Genomic DNA, 20,841 nt, shown 5'->3' on the forward strand with positions numbered 1-20,841 from the left:
AGGTTGCAGCGATCTTATCGGTTTTCACCCCGGGGCGTCAGGGGGTAGAGTGGTGCCCATTGTATTCCTACGCAATTCAACTGGAGCGCCCCATGACCCAGACTAATCTGCGCAACGGCCCTGACGCCAACGGCCTGTTTGGCGCGTTCGGTGGCCGTTATGTTGCCGAAACCCTGATGCCGTTGATCCTCGACCTGGCCCGTGAATACGAAGCGGCCAAGGAAGATCCTGCCTTCAAGGAAGAGCTGGCCTATTTCCAGCGCGATTACGTCGGTCGTCCGAGCCCGCTTTATTTCGCCGAGCGCCTGACCGAATTCTGTGGCGGCGCAAAGATCTATCTCAAGCGTGAAGAGCTCAACCACACCGGCGCGCACAAGATCAACAACTGCATCGGCCAGATCCTGCTGGCGCGGCGCATGGGCAAGAAACGCATCATCGCCGAAACCGGCGCCGGCATGCACGGCGTGGCGACGGCCACCGTGGCCGCGCGTTTCGGCCTGGACTGCGTGATCTACATGGGCACCACCGACATCGAACGCCAGCAGGCCAACGTGTTCCGCATGAAGCTGCTGGGCGCCGAAGTGATCCCGGTGGTGGCCGGTACCGGCACCCTGAAGGATGCGATGAACGAAGCCCTGCGCGACTGGGTGACCAACGTCGACAGCACCTTCTACCTGATCGGCACCGTGGCCGGTCCGCACCCTTACCCGGCGATGGTTCGCGACTTCCAGGCCGTGATCGGCAAGGAAACCCGTGACCAGCTGCAAGCCCAGGAAGGCCGCCTGCCCGACAGCCTGGTGGCGTGCATCGGTGGTGGTTCCAACGCCATGGGCCTGTTCCACCCGTTCCTGGACGACAAGAGCGTCGAGATCATCGGCGTGGAAGCGGCCGGCTACGGCATCGAGACCGGCAAGCACGCGGCCAGCCTGAACGGCGGCGTACCGGGTGTACTGCACGGCAACCGCACCTTCCTGTTGCAGGACGACGATGGCCAGATCATCGACGCCCACTCGATCTCCGCTGGCCTCGACTACCCGGGCATCGGCCCGGAACACGCCTGGTTGCATGACATCGGCCGTGTCCAGTACACCTCGGTGACCGACGACGAAGCACTCGCGGCCTTCCACCAGTGCTGCCGCCTGGAAGGAATCATTCCTGCCCTGGAAAGCGCCCATGCCCTGGCTGAAGTGTTCAAGCGCGCGCCGACCCTGCCCAAGGATCACCTGATGGTGGTCAACCTGTCTGGCCGTGGCGACAAGGACATGCAGACCGTGATGCACCACATGGAACACTCTCAACAAGAGCCATCCAAGCAGGAGAAACACTGATGAGCCGCCTGCAAACGCGTTTTGCCGAACTCAAGGAACAGAATCGCGCCGCTTTGGTGACCTTCGTCACCGCGGGCGACCCGGGCTATGACACCTCCCTGGCGATCCTCAAGGGCCTGCCAGCGGCGGGCGCCGACGTGATCGAGCTGGGCATGCCCTTCACCGATCCGATGGCTGACGGTCCGGCGATCCAGCTGGCCAACATCCGTGCCCTGGAGGCCAAGCAGAACCTGGCGAAAACCCTGGAAATGGTGCGTGAGTTCCGCAAGGACAACAACGAAACGCCCCTGGTGCTGATGGGCTACTTCAACCCGATCCACAAATACGGCGTGCCGCGGTTCATTGCCGAGGCGAAAGAAGCGGGTGTCGACGGCTTGATCGTGGTCGACATGCCACCCGAGCATAACGGTGAACTGTGCGACCCGGCCCAGGCCGCGGGCATCGATTTCATCCGCCTGACCACACCGACCACCGATGATGTGCGTCTGCCAACCGTCCTCAACGGCAGCTCCGGGTTTGTGTACTACGTGTCGGTGGCCGGTGTGACCGGTGCGGGCGCGGCAACCCTGGAGCACGTCGAAGAAGCAGTGGCGCGTCTGCGTCGCCATACCGACCTGCCGATCAGCATCGGTTTCGGCATCCGCACGCCGGAGCAGGCGGCGAACATCGCGCGTCTGGCCGATGGCGTGGTCGTGGGTTCGGCGTTGATCGATCAGATCGCCAATGCCACGACTGCGGAGCAAGCGGTCGATGGCGTTTTGAGCCTGTGCTCGGCGTTGGCCGATGGCGTGCGTAAGGCCCGTGTCAGCTGAAGGTAAAGTTCCTGATACAGAGGAATTAGAGCCTCCCAACACAGACTAACCAGCAAGACCGAGGGCTTCAGGACCATGTTCTGAAGCCCTTTTTGCTGCAGGTGTTCTGAGGAAAGACCCAATGAAAATGCCGAAACGTCTGATTGCCAGCCTGGGTGTGCTGATGCTCAGTGCGACCCCATTGCTGCACGCCAGCGCCGATCAGCGCGACGATCATGACCACGGCGGCCCGCAACAGGGCCATTACGATAACCGTGACAATGACCATCGTGGCGGGCAGGACAATCATCGCGGTGGGCCGCCTCCTCGGGACTTTGCCCCGGTGCGTCAGACGATTCATGACCAGCGCGAGTATTTCGTCCGTGGTGCGCCGTTGCCACCAGGCATTCATCTGGAGCGTGGTCGGCCGCTGCCCCGTGGTTATTACGGCGAACGCCTGGATAACAGGGCGTTGGAGCGACTGCCGTATTACCCGGGTTATGAATGGCGTCGTGCGGGCGGGGATGTTGTGCTGATTGCTGCGGGTACGGGGATTGTCTACGAGGTGTTGCAGGGCGTTTTGTATTGATGGGGCCAGCGTGAAAAAGATCGCAGCCTTCGGCAGCTCCTACAGGAGGCTGCGATCTTTGCTTTTATGACCTCATGGCAACTCCAATCCACCCGATGCCTTGTGCAACTTGCGCAAATGTTCGCCAATCTGTCTCACGTTGGCTTCATTGGCTGCCATTTCCGCTGCACGATCTGGATCGAGGAGCGCCCTGACTTCCTTGTCCAGATCCCCGGTCAATACCTGAAGCTGCTTCTGCCGCAGGCTGGTTTCCGATTCCAGGCGTTGCCATTCAGCAGGTTGCGGCAGGCCATAACCGCCGCTGCCGAGCAGTTCCGCCGGGCGACTGAGGAAACCGCTGTTGTCGAGAATTTGCCTTAGTGTCGCGTTGGCTTTGTCCATTCCGCCGTTTTTCAGCTCACGGGCCCCCAGGTAACGTTGTTTCACCTCATCCTGGGCCAGGAGCAACTGCTGGCGATAGCTTGCCTGCTCGAGTAAGAGCAAGGCCGCGCTGGTGCGCAAGTCTGCCTGATCGAACCATTGGCGGCGCTCTGCAGCAGTCAGGGACAACCAGTCTTCGACCTTTTCCTGTTTGATCGGCAGGCGCTTTCTCAACACCTCGAACATCGCTTGATAGCGATCGCGGAAAGAGTCGAAGCGATAACCCAGGCGAAGGGCTTCACGCGGGTCGTCCAGCACGCTGGTATCCGCCAGCCCGCGGCCCTTCAGCACTTCCAGCAAGCCATTGGGCATGATGTTGTCCAGGGCAACCAGTTTTGAGTTGTTGGTGCCACCACGCAGCAGCTTCAGCTCTTCCACGGCGCAGTTGTTCGACAGGAAGAAGTAGTTGCCGTCGTAACTCCAGTGCATCTCGGCGGCACGCTCCACCACGTTTTCAATCTCGTCACGCGACAGGTTCAGTGGCACGGAGGCGAGGCTGCGCAACTCGGTCTTGGTGTATTCGTCGATCACCTGGGCCAGTGGCAACACGAACAGGCGGGACGGGTATTTACCCACCAGGCCATCCCAACTCGATAGCTGCACGTCGCCCACGAATGCGCGGTAGGACAGTACCAGGTGCTGGTCCAGGTCCAGGCGGCAATCCGGCCCGCGGGGTCTGCCCGGGGCGCAGATCACCAGGCGCAACATGCTGTGGCCCCAACGGCTGACCCAGTTCTGGTTGGCCTCTGCCAGCAAGTAGTCGACGGCGTAGACCCGCTCCGGATCGACCTGGCCCAGGGGCGTCTTGGCGAAGTCATTGCCGGCGTTGAGGAATGCGAAGGTCTTGGCGCAATCGCCTTTGGCGGCGGGAGCCCAGCCGAAGTGCTCCTTGTAGTAGCGGTACAGCGCCGGGCGACGACAGGCGTAGCTCGGGTCGAGGAGGAAATACTCCATGTTGACCGCGACGAATTCCTTCGGGCTGCTGATCTCGTAGATGTCCGGGCTGCGGGCGATCTGGCGGTTGTGCTGTTCGCGCTCGCCACGCCGGCCAACGTATTGCTGCCAACCGGCGAGGTCGAGCAGGCGCGGGTCATCGCTGAGCGTGAAGCGCCGGCCCGATTGACCACGGCATTGGTCGGGAATGCCCACCAGCCCCGAGCTGCTCTCCTGGCGGGTGCAGCGTTGAATCAACGTGCGTTCCGACGTAGGCCACAAGCGCGAGCGGTCATAAATGTGAGTCAGCTCGTGCAACACCGTGGCCAGCAGTTCCCGGCGCACAGTGCCATGGGGGCGATTGGTTTTTTTGCTCGCCGCACTGCCGTCGGTGAGGCTGGCCAGCAGTTTGCGATTCAGGTCGAGTTCGGACACCGGCGACGCCTGGCCATAGGCATCGCTGCGCATGTCATCGGTCCAGCCGACGTCGATGCGCCGGTCGAGTTGCTCGATGAACCGCGGCGGCAATGCCTGCATGGCTTCATCAAGCAACGCCTGGCTGGCCTGTTGTTGCGCGGGGCTCAGGCCTTCGGTCTTGAGGTGCAGTTCGAGGTCGGCGTGGGCCGTGCTGCCAAACAGCAGCACGACCCCGGCCAACAGCAAGGCAACTGGAGACCTCACAGTGCGAGGATGGCTTCGGCGAGATCCTGGTCACTGGCATCGCGGGCTTCCGGAACGCGAGTGCGCAACAAATTGAGAGCGGATTCCAGGTGCGCGCCACGAATATCGCCGTTGCTGGCGACGAAGCTCGCAGCATCGTCCTGGGCTTCGCGGACGATTTTCGAGTCGCGGATCGACGTCGTCGTGTCGGAAGTGAAGTCCAGTGTGCGCTGGGTGGCACGAATGAGGATGTTGCTGGTGGCAACCAGGGTTTGGGCCTGGGCCACATCAGCCAACAACAGCAGGCCAAGGGTGGCAACAATCAGCGGGTTACGCATGGAACGACTCCGGAGGAACTTGGGATAACTATTGGACGAGAATTGCCTGTGCCAGTTCAAGGTCGCTGGCATGAAGTTTTGGCTGGGCGTGGCGCAGGTAAGACAAGGCCGATTCCAGTCGTACGCCTCTCATTTGACCATCACTGGCGACGAATGCCGCGGCATCATCCCGGGCGGCGAGCAACAGTTTATGGTCGAAGGGGGCAGAGGTCACCAGGCTTGAGGCATAACTGCTGGCCACAATGCCCTGGGTAGACAGGTTGAACGCATCGAAGGCATGGGCCGCCCCCGAGTAGCTGGCTGCAAGAAATACTGGGGTTATCAACAGATTTGAAAGAAAACGCATGAGACTCGACAGTTGAAAGTGAGTCCCAAGGCTAGCGCAAGGCCCGGGCTAGAGCCAGCGCGGAAACATTGGGACACGGCATGCGTGTCCCACATCAAGGCAAACGCTTAGATGGTCAGGATGGCCTGGGCCAATTGTGCGTCTGTTGCGTTCAGCTGTGGAGCCTGATGGCGAATGTGATCGAGTGCGCTTTCCAGTTTTACCCCACGGATGCTGCCTTCGCTGGCGACGAAGCTGGCAGCGTCGTCACGGGCCGCGAGCACGATCTTGTCATCCTTGAACGAAGACGTGATGTCGGAAGTCGCGTCGGAGGTGGCTTTGAGTGCACCGACGACGGCATCGGTCGTCACGATGAAGCTGGTGGCGTGGGCATTGGCCGCCACGGCAAGCAGGGCTGCAGCGCTGAGCAGACGAAGACGGGACATGGTGTAACTCCTTTGGATGAGACGATAAAGAGGTGGTGCAGTGTCTGATGATCAGACGCCAGACACTCGGGGGGCGCCACGTTCTGGCTTGATATTAGGCCTGAGCAGGACGTTTCGAACAGCCTATAAGAGAAAAGGTTGCTGGAAATCAGTTTGAACGGATGAAAAACTGGTTGCTCAACTGTATCGGTGTAATCGATAAATGAGAAAACTGTACTGGTTATGCGTTAACAGCCGGTGAAACGACAAAGCCCGTCGTGGTTTCCCACGACGGGCTTTGCTTGTTCAATTCGGGTTGCTGGCGGTGGACCCTGAGGTCAGAGCCAGCGACGCTAACTTAGCGCCAGAACGGCTTGCTCAGCTCTTCGTAGCGTTGTGCTTCGCTAATCCCGGCGTCAGCCAGCAGACGCGAATCCAGGCGAGCCAGCTGGTGGCGGCTGGAGATGCGGCGCTGCCACAGCATCAGGTTGGCGATAACGCGCAGAGGCATGGAAGCCTGGGTTTTTGCAGCGGTGTCTTCGAAGAACAGTTCGGAACTGAGTGTACGTTCCATGGTTTACATCCTTCCGCTTATGGCGGGATTAGGTAGTGGCTTGACTGGTGCCCATGATCCTCTCGTTTGCCTAGTCTCTGTAGATACAGTTCATCTGTATTGTGAGAGCTCAGTTAACTGTTTATAGGGGGTGTACTGGTCGAAAATAAGGCAACTGTACCTGTCTGCTCTATTGTGGTGCGATTTTGGTGATTTGAGGGGGTGGTGTAGGAAAATTCGGTAGGAAATGACCGGTACAGTAGTACAGTTTTTGTCAGGATTCTGTTCGGCAACGGCAAGCTGACGAAACTGTGTTTGCGTCAGCTGCCATCTGTATCAATTACACGGCGATCATTCTTCCGGTTTCTTCCAGGTTCATGTGCCAGCTCAGTGCATCACGCAGGATATGCGGCGTGTGCCCGCCGATTGCGCAGGCCGCTGTGAAGTAGTCGTTCAGGGCCTGGCGGTAATCCGGGTGTACGCAGTTGTCGATGATGACGCGCGCCCGCTCCCGGGGGGCCAGGCCACGCAGGTCCGCCAGGCCGACCTCGGTGACGAGGATGTCGACGTCATGTTCCGTGTGGTCAACGTGGCTGACCATCGGAACCACGCTGGAAATCGCCCCGCCCTTGGCGATCGACTTGGTCACGAAGATGGCCAGGTGTGCGTTGCGCGCGAAGTCGCCCGAGCCGCCAATGCCGTTCATCATCCGCGTGCCGCAGACGTGGGTGGAGTTGACGTTGCCATAGATATCGAACTCAAGGGCGGTGTTGATGCCAATGATGCCGAGGCGACGGACCACTTCAGGGTGGTTGGAAATTTCCTGGGGGCGCAGGACCAGTTTGTCCTTGTAGCGCTCCAGGTTGCCGAACACGTCAGCGTTGCGCCGGCTCGACAAGGTGATCGAACTGCCGGATGCAAAGCTCAGTTTGCCGGCATCGATCAGGTCGAACGTCGAGTCCTGCAGGACCTCGGAGTACATGGTCAGGTGTTCGAACGGCGAATCGATCAGGCCGCACATCACCGAGTTGGCGATGGTGCCGATACCGGCTTGCAACGGGCCGAGCTTGTTGGTCATGCGCCCGGCGCTGACTTCCTGCTTGAAGAAGTCGATCAGGTGATCGGCGATGGCCTGGGTATCCACATCCGGTGGCAGCACGGTGGACGGTGAGTCGGACTGGTTGGTGACCACGATCGCGACGATCTTTTCCGGCGGAATCGGGATGGCGCTGCTGCCAATGCGATCGTCGACCTTGACCAAGGGAATCGGCGTACGAGTCGGACGATAGGTCGGGATATAGATGTCGTGCAGGCCTTCGAGGTTCGGGTTGTGCGCCAGGTTGATCTCGACGATGACGTGCTTGGCGAAAATCGCGAAACTGGCCGAGTTGCCCACGGACGTAGTCGGCACGATATGGCCTTGCTCGGTAATGGCCACGGCTTCGATCACCGCGATGTCCGGCAACTTCAGTTGCTGATTGCGCAATTGCTCGACGGTTTCCGAGAGGTGCTGGTCGATGAACATCACCTCGCCGGCGTTGATCGCCTTGCGCAGGGTGCTGTCCACCTGGAACGGCATGCGTCGTGACAATACGCCGGCCTCGGTGAGTTGTTTGTCGAGGTCGTTGCCCAGGCTGGCGCCGGTCATCAGGCTGATCTTCAGCGGAGTGACCTTGGCCCGTTCGGCCAATGCGTGGGGTACGGCCTTGGCTTCGCCGGCGCGGGTGAAGCCGCTCATGCCGACGGTCATGCCGTCCTCAATCAGAGCGGCAGCCTCGGCGGCGCTCATCACTTTATCCAACAACGAAGGCAGGCGAATACGGTCACGGTACATGAATTGTTATCTCGGGCAACGGGTAGCAGGATGTCCAGTCTAGAGAATTTGTTGATGCCCTGTCCCGCTACCAAGGTCGCAAACGAGGCGTCTATTCCGGCACTTCCAGACAAAACACCGTTACCGTTTCGGTAACAAAGCGGCCCTTTTCCCGACGATTAACGCAAACAAAAACGCCCCGACGAGTCGGGGCGTTGTGGCATTGCCAAGCGGTCTTACTCGACGGCTTTAACCATGTCTTCGATGACTTTCTTGGCGTCGCCGAACACCATCATGGTCTTGTCCAGGTAGAACAGTTCGTTGTCCAGGCCGGCGTAGCCGCTGGCCATCGAGCGCTTGTTGACGATGATGGTCTTGGCCTTGAACGCTTCGAGGATCGGCATGCCGGCAATCGGCGATTTCGGATCGTTCTTCGCGGCAGGGTTGACCACGTCGTTGGCACCCAGCACCAGCACCACGTCGGCCTGGCCGAACTCGGAGTTGATGTCGTCCATCTCGAACACCTGGTCGTAAGGCACTTCGGCCTCGGCCAGCAGGACGTTCATGTGCCCCGGCATACGCCCGGCGACCGGGTGGATCGCGTACTTCACGGTCACGCCGCGATGGGTCAGCTTCTCGGTCAGTTCCTTCAGTGCGTGCTGTGCCCGTGCTACCGCCAGGCCGTAACCCGGAACGATGATCACGGTGTCGGCGTTGGTCAGCAGGAAGGTAGCGTCGTCAGCCGAACCGGATTTCACCGGACGGGCTTCCTTGGCGCCTGCAGGACCTGCGTCGGCAGTATTGCCGAAGCCGCCAAGCAGTACGTTGAAGAAGGAGCGGTTCATCGCCTTGCACATGATGTACGAGAGGATCGCACCGGACGAGCCCACCAGGGAGCCTGCAATGATCAGCATCGAGTTGTTAAGCGAGAAGCCGATACCCGCTGCCGCCCAGCCGGAGTAGCTGTTGAGCATGGATACGACCACTGGCATGTCCGCGCCACCGATCGGGATGATGATCAGCACACCCAAGATGAAGGCCAGGGCCAGCATCAAGGCGAAGGCGCTGAGGTCTCCGGTCAACATGAAGGTGATGCCCAGGCCGAGTGTCGCCAGTCCCAGCACGAGGTTCAGCTTGTGTTGACCGGTGAACTGTACGGGTGCGCCCTGGAACAGGCGGAACTTGTACTTGCCCGACAGCTTGCCGAAGGCGATTACCGAACCGGAGAAAGTGATCGCACCAATGGCGGCACCGAGGAACAGCTCCAGGCGGTTACCGGCCGGGATCGCGTCACCCAGCTGCGCAACGATACCCAGCGACTGCGGCTCGACTACCGCCGCAATGGCGATGAACACCGCTGCCAGGCCGATCATGCTGTGCATGAAGGCGACCAGTTCCGGCATCTTGGTCATTTCAACGCGTTTGGCCATGATCGTACCGACAGTGCCGCCGATCAGCAGGCCGACGATCACGTAGACGATGCCGTCATGGGCCAGCTCAGCACCGAGCTTGTAGATCAGGCCGACCGTGGTGAGGATCGCCAGGCCCATGCCGAGCATGCCGAACAGGTTGCCGCGACGCGACGTGGTGGGGTGCGAGAGTCCCTTGAGCGCCTGGATGAAGCAGACCGAGGCGATCAAATACAGGGAAGTAACCAGGTTCATACTCATGCTTGCTGCACCTCAGCCTTGATTGCTTCGGCCTTGGCTGCCGGAGCCTTTGCTGGAGCCGCTTTCTTCTTGAACATTTCCAGCATGCGCCGGGTGACCAGGAAGCCACCGAACACGTTGACCGCGGCCAGGGCCACGGCCAGGGTGCCCATGGTCTTGCCCAGCGGGGTCACGGTGAGGGCGGCAGCGAGCATGGCGCCGACGATGACGATGGCCGAGATCGCGTTGGTCACGGCCATCAGTGGGGTGTGCAGTGCAGGCGTCACGTTCCAGACCACGTGGTAGCCGACATAGATGGCCAGCACGAAGATGATCAGGTTGTAGATACCGTGAGAGATCAGCATGTCTTCCATTGTTTTTATCCTCAGCCGTTCTTGCGCACGATCTGGCCGTCGCGGCACATCAGGCACGCGGCGACGATATCGTCTTCAAGGTTGATCACCAGTTGTCCTTCTTTATCGAACAACAGTTTCATGAAGTCCAGCAGGTTGCGCGCATACAGGGCCGAAGCATCGGCGCCTACGGCGGCAGCCAGGTTGGTCGGGCCAACGATGGTCACGCCGTTTTCGACGACCACCTGATCGGCCACGGTCAAAGGGCAGTTGCCACCCTGGGCTGCGGCGAGGTCGATGACCACCGAGCCGGGTTTCATCTGCGCCACGGTTTCCGCGCTGAGTAGTGTCGGTGCCTTGCGACCCGGAATCAGTGCCGTGGTGATGACGATGTCAGCCTGCTTGGCGCGCTCGTGCACGGCCACGGCCTGACGCTGCATCCAGCTGGCCGGCATCGGGCGGGCGTAACCGCCGACACCGACGGCGCATTCACGCTCTTCATCGGTCTCGTAAGGCACGTCGACGAACTTGGCGCCGAGGGATTCGATCTGCTCCTTCACCGCAGGACGCACGTCGGACGCTTCGATCACCGCGCCCAGGCGCTTGGCCGTGGCAATGGCCTGCAATCCGGCAACACCGGCGCCGAGAATCAGCACCCGCGCCGCTTTCACGGTGCCCGCAGCGGTCATCAGCATCGGCATGAAGCGCGGATAATGATGAGCGGCCAGCAATACGGCTTTATAGCCGGCGATGTTGGCTTGCGAGGACAACACATCCAGGCTCTGGGCGCGGGAGGTGCGAGGTGCGGCCTCCAGGGCAAAGGCGGTAATGCCGCACTCGGCCATCTTGGCGATGGTTTCGTTGTTGAACGGATTGAGCATCCCCACCACAACGGTGCCGCTCTTTATCAGCGCAAGCTCGCTGTCGCTGGGGGCGACGACCTTCAAAATCAGCTCTGCACCAAATGCCTCACTGGCGCTGCCAATGGTTGCGCCGGCAGCTTCATAGGCACTGTCGACAACGCTGGCATTGACGCCGGCGCCGCTTTGTACAGTGACCTTGTGACCCTGGCCGATCAGCTTCTTGATGGTTTCGGGGGTTGCAGCAACCCGTGTTTCACCGGTCTGGGTTTCGAGAGGAACACCAATGTGCACGTCAAATCTCCTGCGTGATCTTATTGAGTAAACCCATGCACTACGGATGGTGCGGCTGGGGCGGCCGATCAGCACGACCCCGCTAAATTCAGGCGGGGCGCGGCATTTTGCAGGCGAACTTTGTGCCCTTCAAGGGATTATGACGGGTGACGGAAAATTAACTACAAGTCACCCCGTGACCGAATGTCGCAACCAAACGGCTCAATCCCGTCTAGGCCGTGCCTTTCGTGGATTCTGGGGCCAATCCAACAAATTACACATCGGCCATATGAATGATGCGACATGGTGATGAAATAGTGGCGCAAAGCCGCGTCGTCAGGCGCTTGTGGCACGTTTGTACTGCTTGGCTTTACAGTTTTCCTCCATGCGACAAATACTTATATCTGTAGGGTTTTAATTTTTCTGACTACGAGGTCAGATAATTGCCCGGGGCCTTATTCTTCAAGGCTGTAGCCATGGGCCTGAGTTACCAGCCAGTCCCGAAAAGCCCTTAAAGACGCCGATTCGACCTTTCTTTCCGGAATCATCAGGTAATAGGCCTTGATACTGGAGAGTGCCTGGGGGTTGGCGATCACCAGGCGCGCCTCGGCCAGTTCGCGCTGAATCAAGAATGGCGGGATCAGCGCAATCCCCATGTCGTGCATCGCGGCCTGGGCCAGCATGGAGAATAGCTCGTAGCGCGGCCCTGTCATGTCCCGCGGCACATTCAGGTGCTGAGAGGCGAACCATTGGCGCCAGGCATAGGGGCGGGTGGTCTGTTGCAGTAGGGGCAGGTCGGCGATTTCGGCGGGTGTCAGGACATTCTTCTTGCCCAGCAGGTTAGGGCTGCACACGGGCATCGGGTTTTCACCCATCAACCTGTGGGATTCAGTACCCGACCAATCCGCATCACCGAAATAGATCGCGGCGTCGAAATCGGTGTCGGCAAACAGGAATGGGCGCGTGCGGTTGGTCAGGTTGACCGTCACTTCCGGATGTTTCTGCTGAAAGTCCTTGAGCCTGGGCAGCAGCCACTGGGTGCCGAAGGTCGGAACCACGGCCAGTTCGATTACGTTGGCGCCCTGCTGACCCATCACGGACAAGGTGTCGCGCTCGACCGCATCGAGTTGAGTGGCCACCCGGCGACTGTAGGAAAGGCCCGCCTCTGTCAGCTTGACCCCGCGCCGGGAGCGTCGGAACAGTTCCACGCTGAGGAACTCCTCTAGGCTGGCGATCTGTCGGCAAATGGCCCCTTGGGTCAGCGAAAGCTCCTGGGCGGCCTTGGTGAAGCTTTCATGGCGTGCGGCCGCCTCGAAGCTGATCAGGGCGGTGGTGCTGGGTATTTTCCTGCGCATGTACGTCAACCTCACTAATACATCGCCTTGAAAGGGATTTGCGACGTTTCGGAGTGAGAAATTAGCACAACAGTATGCGAAATCCTCGTTTGCCCAAGCGTCGAACCCGGCCTAGGATCACTGCACGTTATTTGACCTGTTTCGAGAGGACACACTCATGGCCGGTAAAGCTAGCTTCAACTGGATCGATCCCCTGCTGCTGGATCAACAGCTCACCGAAGAAGAACGCATGATCCGCGACACCGCTGCGCAGTTCGCCCAGCAGAGTCTCGCGCCGCGCGTGCTCGAAGCTTTCCGCCATGAAAAGACCGACCCGGCGATCTTCCGCGAAATGGGCGAAGTGGGCCTGTTGGGCGCAACCATCCCGGAACAGTACGGCGGCAGTGGCCTGAACTACGTCAGCTACGGCCTGATCGCCCGTGAAGTCGAGCGTGTCGACTCCGGCTACCGCTCGATGATGAGCGTGCAGTCCTCGCTGGTGATGGTGCCGATCAATGAATTCGGTACCGAAGCGCAGAAACAGAAATACCTGCCAAAACTGGCGTCGGGCGAATGGATCGGTTGCTTCGGCCTGACCGAGCCTAACCATGGCTCCGATCCAGGTGCGATGATCACCCGTGCTCGCAAAGTGGAAGGCGGCTACAGCCTGACCGGCAGCAAGATGTGGATCACCAACAGCCCGATCGCCGATGTGTTCGTGGTCTGGGGCAAGGACGATGCCGGCGACATCCGTGGCTTCGTGCTGGAAAAGGGCTGGAAAGGCCTGAGCGCCCCTGCGATTCACGGCAAGGTTGGCCTGCGTGCTTCGATCACCGGTGAAATCGTCATGGACAACGTGTTCGTTCCGGAAGAAAACATCTTCCCTGACGTCCGTGGTCTGAAGGGCCCTTTCACCTGCCTGAACTCGGCCCGTTACGGCATCTCCTGGGGCGCACTGGGTGCCGCCGAGTTCTGCTGGCACACCGCGCGTCAATACACCCTGGACCGCCAGCAGTTCGGTCGCCCATTGGCCGCCACCCAGCTGATCCAGAAGAAACTGGCCGACATGCAGACCGAAATTACCCTGGCGCTGCAAGGCTGCCTGCGCCTGGGTCGCATGAAGGACGAAGGTACTGCGGCGGTTGAAATTACCTCGATGATGAAGCGCAACTCCTGCGGCAAGTCCCTGGATATCGCGCGCATGGCCCGCGACATGCTGGGCGGCAACGGTATCTCGGACGAGTTCGGGGTTGCCCGCCATCTGGTCAACCTGGAAGTGGTGAATACCTATGAGGGTACGCATGACGTCCACGCGCTGATCCTCGGTCGCGCGCAGACCGGCATCCAGGCGTTCTATTAATAGGAGAACGTTATGGGCGCGCTTTCGCATCTACGGGTACTGGATTTATCGCGGGTGCTGGCCGGGCCGTGGTCCGGGCAGATCCTCGCCGACCTTGGCGCCGAAGTGATCAAGGTCGAGCGTCCGGGCAATGGCGATGACACGCGCGCCTGGGGCCCGCCGTTCCTCAAGGACGCCTATGGCGAAAATACCAGCGAGGCCGCCTATTACCTGTCGGCCAACCGCAACAAGCAATCGGTCACCATCGACTTCACGCGCCCTGAGGGGCAGAAGCTGGTGCGTGAGCTGGCGGCCAGGTCGGACATCCTGATCGAGAATTTCAAGGTCGGCGGCCTGGCAGCCTACGGTCTGGACTATGAGTCGCTGAAGGCGATCAATCCTGAACTGATTTATTGCTCGATTACCGGTTTTGGGCAAACCGGTCCTTACGCCAAGCGTGCGGGTTATGACTTCATGATCCAGGGCCTGGGTGGCCTGATGAGCCTGACGGGTCGACCTGAAGGCGAAGAGGGAGCCGGGCCGGTCAAGGTTGGCGTGGCGCTGACGGATATTCTCACCGGACTCTATTCCACGGTTGCCATTTTGGCGGCGCTTGCGCATCGAGACCACGATGGTGGCGGGCAGCATATCGATATGGCGTTGCTGGATGTCCAGGTCGCGTGCCTGGCCAACCAGGCGATGAATTACCTGACAACGGGCAATGCGCCAAAGCGTCTGGGTAATGCTCATCCGAACATCGTGCCTTACCAGGACTTTCCTACTGCAGATGGCGATTTCATCCTGACTGTCGGCAACGATGGGCAGTTTCGCAAATTTGCCGAAGTGGCGGGGCAGCCCCAGTGGGCCGATGATCCGCGTTTTGCAACCAACAAGCTGCGGGTGGCAAACCGGGCGGTGCTGATTCCCCTGATCCGCCAGGCTACGGTGTTCAAGACGACCGCTGAGTGGGTTGCTCAGTTGGAACAGGCCGGTGTGCCGTGCGGCCCTATCAATGATCTGGCGCAGATGTTTGAAGACCCTCAGGTCAAGGCGCGCGGGTTGGCGATCGAGTTGCCTCACGCCTTGGCTGGCATGGTGCCACAGGTGGCCAGTCCGATTCGGTTGTCCGAGACGCCGGTGGAGTACCGGTATGCGCCGCCTTTGCTGGGCGAGCATACGCTGGAGGTTCTGCAGCGGGTGCTCGGCCTGGAGGCTGGGGCCGTTTCTGCTTTGAAGGCGTCGGGCGTTCTCTGATGGCGCTTTTCTATATAGAGGAGCGTTTGTCTTTCTGGATAGGGTTCAATCAGGGCGTTTTGGCGCCTGCTGCAAGTTATTGATAGAACGCCGGAATCAATGCTTGACGGCAGATTCTGGAAGCCTATAATTCGCCCCACTTCCGGCACAGTCGAAACGGAAAACTCCTTGTTAAACAATGGGTTACGCAGTTTTTGACAGCAGGTTGCTTCAGTTCATCGAGGCGCGAAGGAAGTTGAAAAAGAGGTGTTGACAGCAGCGTGTAACGCTGTAGAATTCGCCTCCCGCTGATGAGAGATCTGAAGCGCAAGTGGTTGAAGTTGTTAAGGATTCCTTGAAAGCTTCTGAAAAATACCACTTGACAGCAAATGAGGCTGCTGTAGAATGCGCGCCTCGGTTGAGACGAAAGATCTTAACCAACCGCTCTTTAACAACTGAATCAAGCAATTCGTGTGGGTGCTTGTGGAGTCAGACTGCTAGTCAACAGATTATCAGCATCACAAGTTACTCCGCGAGAAATCAAAGATGTAACCAACGATTGCTGAGCCAAGTTTAGGGTTTTCTCAAAACCCAAAGATGTTTGAACTGAAGAGTTTGATCATGGCTCAGATTGAACGCTGGCGGCAGGCCTAACACATGCAAGTCGAGCGGATGAAGAGAGCTTGCTCTCTGATTCAGCGGCGGACGGGTGAGTAATGCCTAGGAATCTGCCTGGTAGTGGGGGACAACGTCTCGAAAGGGACGCTAATACCGCATACGTCCTACGGGAGAAAGCAGGGGACCTTCGGGCCTTGCGCTATCAGATGAGCCTAGGTCGGATTAGCTAGTTGGTGAGGTAATGGCTCACCAAGGCGACGATCCGTAACTGGTCTGAGAGGATGATCAGTCACACTGGAACTGAGACACGGTCCAGACTCCTACGGGAGGCAGCAGTGGGGAATATTGGACAATGGGCGAAAGCCTGATCCAGCCATGCCGCGTGTGTGAAGAAGGTCTTCGGATTGTAAAGCACTTTAAGTTGGGAGGAAGGGTTGTAGATTAATACTCTGCAATTTTGACGTTACCGACAGAATAAGCACCGGCTAACTCTGTGCCAGCAGCCGCGGTAATACAGAGGGTGCAAGCGTTAATCGGAATTACTGGGCGTAAAGCGCGCGTAGGTGGTTTGTTAAGTTGGATGTGAAAGCCCCGGGCTCAACCTGGGAACTGCATTCAAAACTGACAAGCTAGAGTATGGTAGAGGGTGGTGGAATTTCCTGTGTAGCGGTGAAATGCGTAGATATAGGAAGGAACACCAGTGGCGAAGGCGACCACCTGGACTGATACTGACACTGAGGTGCGAAAGCGTGGGGAGCAAACAGGATTAGATACCCTGGTAGTCCACGCCGTAAACGATGTCAACTAGCCGTTGGGAGCCTTGAGCTCTTAGTGGCGCAGCTAACGCATTAAGTTGACCGCCTGGGGAGTACGGCCGCAAGGTTAAAACTCAAATGAATTGACGGGGGCCCGCACAAGCGGTGGAGCATGTGGTTTAATTCGAAGCAACGCGAAGAACCTTACCAGGCCTTGACATCCAATGAACTTTCCAGAGATGGATTGGTGCCTTCGGGAACATTGAGACAGGTGCTGCATGGCTGTCGTCAGCTCGTGTCGTGAGATGTTGGGTTAAGTCCCGTAACGAGCGCAACCCTTGTCCTTAGTTACCAGCACGTAATGGTGGGCACTCTAAGGAGACTGCCGGTGACAAACCGGAGGAAGGTGGGGATGACGTCAAGTCATCATGGCCCTTACGGCCTGGGCTACACACGTGCTACAATGGTCGGTACAGAGGGTTGCCAAGCCGCGAGGTGGAGCTAATCCCATAAAACCGATCGTAGTCCGGATCGCAGTCTGCAACTCGACTGCGTGAAGTCGGAATCGCTAGTAATCGCGAATCAGAATGTCGCGGTGAATACGTTCCCGGGCCTTGTACACACCGCCCGTCACACCATGGGAGTGGGTTGCACCAGAAGTAGCTAGTCTAACCTTCGGGAGGACGGTTACCACGGTGTGATTCATGACTGGGGTGAAGTCGTAACAAGGTAGCCGTAGGGGAACCTGCGGCTGGATCACCTCCTTAATCGACGACTCAGCTGCTCCATGAGCTCCCACACGAATTGCTTGATTCATGCGTTTGTAAAAGTGCAGAGCTAAATATTCGCTTCGAATACTTAGCTCTGATCTTTTTCAGAACCGTTCTTTAAAAATTTGGGTATGTGATAGAAAGATAGACTGAACGTTACTTTCACTGGTAACGGATCAGGCTAAGGTAAAATTTGTGAGTTGCTCTTAGAGCACAATCGAATTTTCGGCGAATGTCGTCTTCATAGTATAACCAGATTGCTTGGGGTTATATGGTCAAGTGAAGAAGCGCATACGGTGGATGCCTTGGCAGTCAGAGGCGATGAAAGACGTGGTAGCCTGCGAAAAGCTTCGGGGAGTCGGCAAACAGACTTTGATCCGGAGATGTCTGAATGGGGGAACCCAGCCATCATAAGATGGTTATCTTGTACTGAATACATAGGTGCAAGAGGCGAACCAGGGGAACTGAAACATCTAAGTACCCTGAGGAAAAGAAATCAACCGAGATTCCCTTAGTAGTGGCGAGCGAACGGGGACTAGCCCTTAAGTGGCTTTGAGATTAGCGGAACGCTCTGGAAAGTGCGGCCATAGTGGGTGATAGCCCTGTACGCGAAAATCTCTTAGTCATGAAATCGAGTAGGACGGAGCACGAGAAACTTTGTCTGAATATGGGGGGACCATCCTCCAAGGCTAAATACTACTGACTGACCGATAGTGAACTAGTACCGTGAGGGAAAGGCGAAAAGAACCCCGGAGAGGGGAGTGAAATAGATCCTGAAACCGTATGCGTACAAGCAGTGGGAGCAGACTTTGTTCTGTGACTGCGTACCTTTTGTATAATGGGTCAGCGACTTATTTTCAGTGGCGAGCTTAACCGAATAGGGGAGGCGTAGCGAAAGCGAGTCTTAATAGGGCGTCTAGTCGCTGGGAATAGACCCGAAACCGGGCGATCTATCCATGGGCAGGTTGAAGGTTAGGTAACACTGACTGGAGGACCGAACCGACTACCGTTGAAAAGTTAGCGGATGACCTGTGGATCGGAGTGAAAGGCTAATCAAGCTCGGAGATAGCTGGTTCTCCTCGAAAGCTATTTAGGTAGCGCCTCATGTATCACTGTAGGGGGTAGAGCACTGTTTCGGCTAGGGGGTCATCCCGACTTACCAAACCGATGCAAACTCCGAATACCTACAAGTGCCGAGCATGGGAGACACACGGCGGGTGCTAACGTCCGTCGTGAAAAGGGAAACAACCCAGACCGTCAGCTAAGGTCCCAAAGTTATGGTTAAGTGGGAAACGATGTGGGAAGGCTTAGACAGCTAGGAGGTTGGCTTAGAAGCAGCCACCCTTTAAAGAAAGCGTAATAGCTCACTAGTCGAGTCGGCCTGCGCGGAAGATGTAACGGGGCTCAAACCATACACCGAAGCTACGGGTATCATCTTCGGATGATGCGGTAGAGGAGCGTTCTGTAAGCCTGTGAAGGTGAGTTGAGAAGCTTGCTGGAGGTATCAGAAGTGCGAATGCTGACATGAGTAACGACAATGGGTGTGAAAAACACCCACGCCGAAAGACCAAGGTTTCCTGCGCAACGTTAATCGACGCAGGGTTAGTCGGTCCCTAAGGCGAGGCTGAAAAGCGTAGTCGATGGAAAACAGGTTAATATTCCTGTACTTCTGGTTATTGCGATGGAGGGACGGAGAAGGCTAGGCCAGCTTGGCGTTGGTTGTCCAAGTTTAAGGTGGTAGGCTGGAATCTTAGGTAAATCCGGGATTCCAAGGCCGAGAGCTGATGACGAGTGTTCTTTTAGAACACGAAGTGGTTGATGCCATGCTTCCAAGAAAAGCTTCTAAGCTTCAGGTAACCAGGAACCGTACCCCAAACCGACACAGGTGGTTGGGTAGAGAATACCAAGGCGCTTGAGAGAACTCGGGTGAAGGAACTAGGCAAAATGGCACCGTAACTTCGGGAGAAGGTGCGCCGGTGAGGGTGAAGCATTTACTGCGTAAGCCCACGCCGGTCGAAGATACCAGGCCGCTGCGACTGTTTATTAAAAACACAGCACTCTGCAAACACGAAAGTGGACGTATAGGGTGTGACGCCTGCCCGGTGCCGGAAGGTTAATTGATGGGGTTAGCTAACGCGAAGCTCTTGATCGAAGCCCCGGTAAACGGCGGCCGTAACTATAACGGTCCTAAGGTAGCGAAATTCCTTGTCGGGTAAGTTCCGACCTGCACGAATGGCGTAACGATGGCGGCGCTGTCTCCACCCGAGACTCAGTGAAATTGAAATCGCTGTGAAGATGCAGTGTATCCGCGGCTAGACGGAAAGACCCCGTGAACCTTTACTATAGCTTTGCACTGGACTTTGAATTTGCTTGTGTAGGATAGGTGGGAGGCTTTGAAGCGTGGACGCCAGTTCGCGTGGAGCCATCCTTGAAATACCACCCTGGCAACTTTGAGGTTCTAACTCAGGTCCGTTATCCGGATCGAGGACAGTGTATGGTGGGTAGTTTGACTGGGGCGGTCTCCTCCTAAAGAGTAACGGAGGAGTACGAAGGTGCGCTCAGACCGGTCGGAAATCGGTCGTAGAGTATAAAGGCAAAAGCGCGCTTGACTGCGAGACAGACACGTCGAGCAGGTACGAAAGTAGGTCTTAGTGATCCGGTGGTTCTGTATGGAAGGGCCATCGCTCAACGGATAAAAGGTACTCCGGGGATAACAGGCTGATACCGCCCAAGAGTTCATATCGACGGCGGTGTTTGGCACCTCGATGTCGGCTCATCACATCCTGGGGCTGAAGCCGGTCCCAAGGGTATGGCTGTTCGCCATTTAAAGTGGTACGCGAGCTGGGTTTAGAACGTCGTGAGACAGTTCGGTCCCTATCTGCCGTGGACGTTTGAGATTTGAGAGGGGCTGCTCCTAGTACGAGAGGACCGGAGTGGACGAACCTCTGGTGTTCCGGTTGTCACGCCAGTGGCATTGCCGGGTAGCTATGTTCGGAATAGATAACCGCTGAAAGCATCTAAGCGGGAAACTAGCCTCAAGATGAGATCTCACTGGGACCTTGAGTCCCCTGAAGGGCCGTCGAAGACTACGACGTTGATAGGTTGGGTGTGTAAGCGCTGTGAGGCGTTGAGCTAACCAATACTAATTGCCCGTGAGGCTTGACCATATAACACCCAAGCAATTTGACTACTCGAAAGAGCATCAGATTGCGGTGTGTGAAGACGAAAGAACCGAAAGTTCGAAATGCTCACAAAACACCTAGCTGTCACATACCCAATTTGCTGAAACGTTGAAAAACGGTTCAGTACCCGAATTTCTTGACGACCATAGAGCGTTGGAACCACCTGATCCCATCCCGAACTCAGAAGTGAAACGATGCATCGCCGATGGTAGTGTGGGGTTTCCCCATGTGAGAGTAGGTCATCGTCAAGATTAAATTCCGAAACCCCTATCTGCGCATGCAGGTAGGGGTTTTGTCTTT

The 20,841-nt window shown here is 57.7% G+C and carries 15 protein-coding genes and 3 rRNA genes; 8 read left to right on the top strand and 10 right to left on the bottom strand.

All coding sequences use genetic code 11. The features are described from left to right. The first annotated feature begins 92 nt into the window (after positions 1 to 92). The 3 genes from trpB (at position 93) to SOP85_RS18855 (ending at position 2,708) form a co-directional block, all read left to right on the top strand. Entirely contained in the window at positions 93 to 1,328 is a 1,236-nt protein-coding gene (gene trpB, locus SOP85_RS18845; RefSeq protein ID WP_323609102.1) for a tryptophan synthase subunit beta, read from the top strand. Beyond that, entirely contained in the window at positions 1,328 to 2,140 is an 813-nt protein-coding gene (gene trpA / locus SOP85_RS18850) for a tryptophan synthase subunit alpha (RefSeq protein ID WP_274073858.1), read from the top strand. The genes trpB and trpA overlap by 1 nt, the downstream gene beginning before the upstream one ends. 121 nt (positions 2,141 to 2,261) lie before the next feature. Continuing rightward, entirely contained in the window at positions 2,262 to 2,708 is a 447-nt protein-coding gene (locus tag SOP85_RS18855) for an anti-virulence regulator CigR family protein (RefSeq protein WP_274073859.1), read from the top strand. A 72-nt stretch (positions 2,709 to 2,780) separates the two neighbouring features. Here SOP85_RS18855 and SOP85_RS18860 read toward each other — a convergent pair whose 3' ends face one another. The 10 genes from SOP85_RS18860 to SOP85_RS18905 all read right to left on the bottom strand — a co-directional run bounded on the left by SOP85_RS18860 (position 2,781) and on the right by SOP85_RS18905 (position 12,665). After that, complete coding sequence (locus SOP85_RS18860; RefSeq protein WP_323627840.1) at positions 2,781 to 4,742, bottom strand: DUF7844 domain-containing protein; 1,962 nt, start codon at positions 4,740 to 4,742, stop codon at positions 2,781 to 2,783. Then, on the bottom strand, positions 4,739 to 5,059 hold the full coding sequence (locus SOP85_RS18865) for a DUF2388 domain-containing protein (RefSeq protein WP_020798084.1): 321 nt from the start codon (positions 5,057 to 5,059) through the stop codon (positions 4,739 to 4,741). Before SOP85_RS18865 ends, SOP85_RS18860 begins: the two co-directional genes overlap by 4 nt. A gap of 28 nt (positions 5,060 to 5,087) precedes the next feature. Then, the gene (locus SOP85_RS18870; protein WP_274073861.1) at positions 5,088 to 5,405 is read right to left on the bottom strand and encodes a DUF2388 domain-containing protein; all 318 of its coding nucleotides are present in this window, start codon (positions 5,403 to 5,405) and stop codon (positions 5,088 to 5,090) included. Between the two features lie 107 nt (positions 5,406 to 5,512). After that, positions 5,513 to 5,830 (bottom strand): DUF2388 domain-containing protein, encoded by a 318-nt coding sequence (locus SOP85_RS18875; RefSeq protein WP_274073862.1) that lies wholly within the window; start codon positions 5,828 to 5,830, stop codon positions 5,513 to 5,515. A gap of 337 nt (positions 5,831 to 6,167) precedes the next feature. Continuing rightward, complete coding sequence (locus SOP85_RS18880) at positions 6,168 to 6,383, bottom strand: DUF1127 domain-containing protein (RefSeq protein WP_007902752.1); 216 nt, start codon at positions 6,381 to 6,383, stop codon at positions 6,168 to 6,170. Between the two features lie 319 nt (positions 6,384 to 6,702). Further along, positions 6,703 to 8,196 carry an acetyl-CoA hydrolase/transferase family protein gene (locus SOP85_RS18885; protein WP_323627842.1) on the bottom strand — a complete coding sequence of 498 codons (1,494 nt, stop codon included), beginning with the start codon at positions 8,194 to 8,196 and terminating at the stop codon, positions 6,703 to 6,705. A gap of 215 nt (positions 8,197 to 8,411) precedes the next feature. Beyond that, the gene (locus SOP85_RS18890; protein ID WP_323627844.1) at positions 8,412 to 9,845 is read right to left on the bottom strand and encodes an NAD(P)(+) transhydrogenase (Re/Si-specific) subunit beta; all 1,434 of its coding nucleotides are present in this window, start codon (positions 9,843 to 9,845) and stop codon (positions 8,412 to 8,414) included. Next, entirely contained in the window at positions 9,842 to 10,198 is a 357-nt protein-coding gene (locus SOP85_RS18895; RefSeq protein WP_008064823.1) for an NAD(P) transhydrogenase subunit alpha, read from the bottom strand. The genes SOP85_RS18890 and SOP85_RS18895 overlap by 4 nt, the downstream gene beginning before the upstream one ends. 11 nt (positions 10,199 to 10,209) lie before the next feature. Then, complete coding sequence (locus SOP85_RS18900) at positions 10,210 to 11,331, bottom strand: Re/Si-specific NAD(P)(+) transhydrogenase subunit alpha (RefSeq protein WP_046818713.1); 1,122 nt, start codon at positions 11,329 to 11,331, stop codon at positions 10,210 to 10,212. 434 nt (positions 11,332 to 11,765) lie between these two features. Further along, positions 11,766 to 12,665, bottom strand: coding sequence for a LysR family transcriptional regulator (locus SOP85_RS18905; RefSeq protein WP_323627845.1), 900 nt, complete (start codon positions 12,663 to 12,665; stop codon positions 11,766 to 11,768). A gap of 157 nt (positions 12,666 to 12,822) precedes the next feature. Between SOP85_RS18905 and SOP85_RS18910 the strand changes: the two genes are divergently transcribed. The 5 genes from SOP85_RS18910 to rrf all read left to right on the top strand — a co-directional run bounded on the left by SOP85_RS18910 (position 12,823) and on the right by rrf (position 20,792). Beyond that, the gene (locus tag SOP85_RS18910) at positions 12,823 to 14,004 is read left to right on the top strand and encodes an acyl-CoA dehydrogenase (protein ID WP_008064832.1); all 1,182 of its coding nucleotides are present in this window, start codon (positions 12,823 to 12,825) and stop codon (positions 14,002 to 14,004) included. 12 nt (positions 14,005 to 14,016) lie between these two features. Next, positions 14,017 to 15,237: a CaiB/BaiF CoA transferase family protein gene (locus SOP85_RS18915; RefSeq protein ID WP_274073866.1), complete on the top strand. Its 1,221-nt coding sequence runs from the start codon at positions 14,017 to 14,019 to the stop codon at positions 15,235 to 15,237. Positions 15,238 to 15,819: 582 nt separating this feature from the next. After that, positions 15,820 to 17,356, top strand: a 16S ribosomal RNA gene (locus SOP85_RS18920). A gap of 276 nt (positions 17,357 to 17,632) precedes the next feature. Further along, positions 17,633 to 20,526 (top strand): 23S ribosomal RNA (locus SOP85_RS18925). Between the two features lie 150 nt (positions 20,527 to 20,676). After that, positions 20,677 to 20,792, top strand: a 5S ribosomal RNA gene (gene rrf, locus SOP85_RS18930). Together the 16S, 23S and 5S rRNA genes form the textbook arrangement of a ribosomal RNA operon. Positions 20,793 to 20,841: the final 49 nt, after the last annotated feature.

The organism is Pseudomonas sp. YuFO20 (genome assembly GCF_035064975.1).
GTDB classification, from domain to species: domain Bacteria; phylum Pseudomonadota; class Gammaproteobacteria; order Pseudomonadales; family Pseudomonadaceae; genus Aquipseudomonas; species Aquipseudomonas putida_AE.

Excerpts from the sequence above, each read along its gene's own strand:
- SOP85_RS18885 (WP_323627842.1), bottom strand. The coding sequence starts at position 8,196 with ATGTACCGTGACCGTATTCGCCTGCCTTCGTTGTTGGATAAAGTGATG.
- SOP85_RS18910 (WP_008064832.1), top strand. The coding sequence starts at position 12,823 with ATGGCCGGTAAAGCTAGCTTCAACTGGATCGATCCCCTGCTGCTGGAT.
- SOP85_RS18855 (WP_274073859.1), top strand. The coding sequence starts at position 2,262 with ATGAAAATGCCGAAACGTCTGATTGCCAGCCTGGGTGTGCTGATGCTC.
- SOP85_RS18875 (WP_274073862.1), bottom strand. The coding sequence starts at position 5,830 with ATGTCCCGTCTTCGTCTGCTCAGCGCTGCAGCCCTGCTTGCCGTGGCG.
- SOP85_RS18880 (WP_007902752.1), bottom strand. The coding sequence starts at position 6,383 with ATGGAACGTACACTCAGTTCCGAACTGTTCTTCGAAGACACCGCTGCA.
- SOP85_RS18905 (WP_323627845.1), bottom strand. The coding sequence starts at position 12,665 with ATGCGCAGGAAAATACCCAGCACCACCGCCCTGATCAGCTTCGAGGCG.
- SOP85_RS18870 (WP_274073861.1), bottom strand. The coding sequence starts at position 5,405 with ATGCGTTTTCTTTCAAATCTGTTGATAACCCCAGTATTTCTTGCAGCC.
- SOP85_RS18915 (WP_274073866.1), top strand. The coding sequence starts at position 14,017 with ATGGGCGCGCTTTCGCATCTACGGGTACTGGATTTATCGCGGGTGCTG.
- trpB (WP_323609102.1), top strand. The coding sequence starts at position 93 with ATGACCCAGACTAATCTGCGCAACGGCCCTGACGCCAACGGCCTGTTT.
- SOP85_RS18890 (WP_323627844.1), bottom strand. The coding sequence starts at position 9,845 with ATGAGTATGAACCTGGTTACTTCCCTGTATTTGATCGCCTCGGTCTGC.
- SOP85_RS18865 (WP_020798084.1), bottom strand. The coding sequence starts at position 5,059 with ATGCGTAACCCGCTGATTGTTGCCACCCTTGGCCTGCTGTTGTTGGCT.
- trpA (WP_274073858.1), top strand. The coding sequence starts at position 1,328 with ATGAGCCGCCTGCAAACGCGTTTTGCCGAACTCAAGGAACAGAATCGC.
- SOP85_RS18895 (WP_008064823.1), bottom strand. The coding sequence starts at position 10,198 with ATGGAAGACATGCTGATCTCTCACGGTATCTACAACCTGATCATCTTC.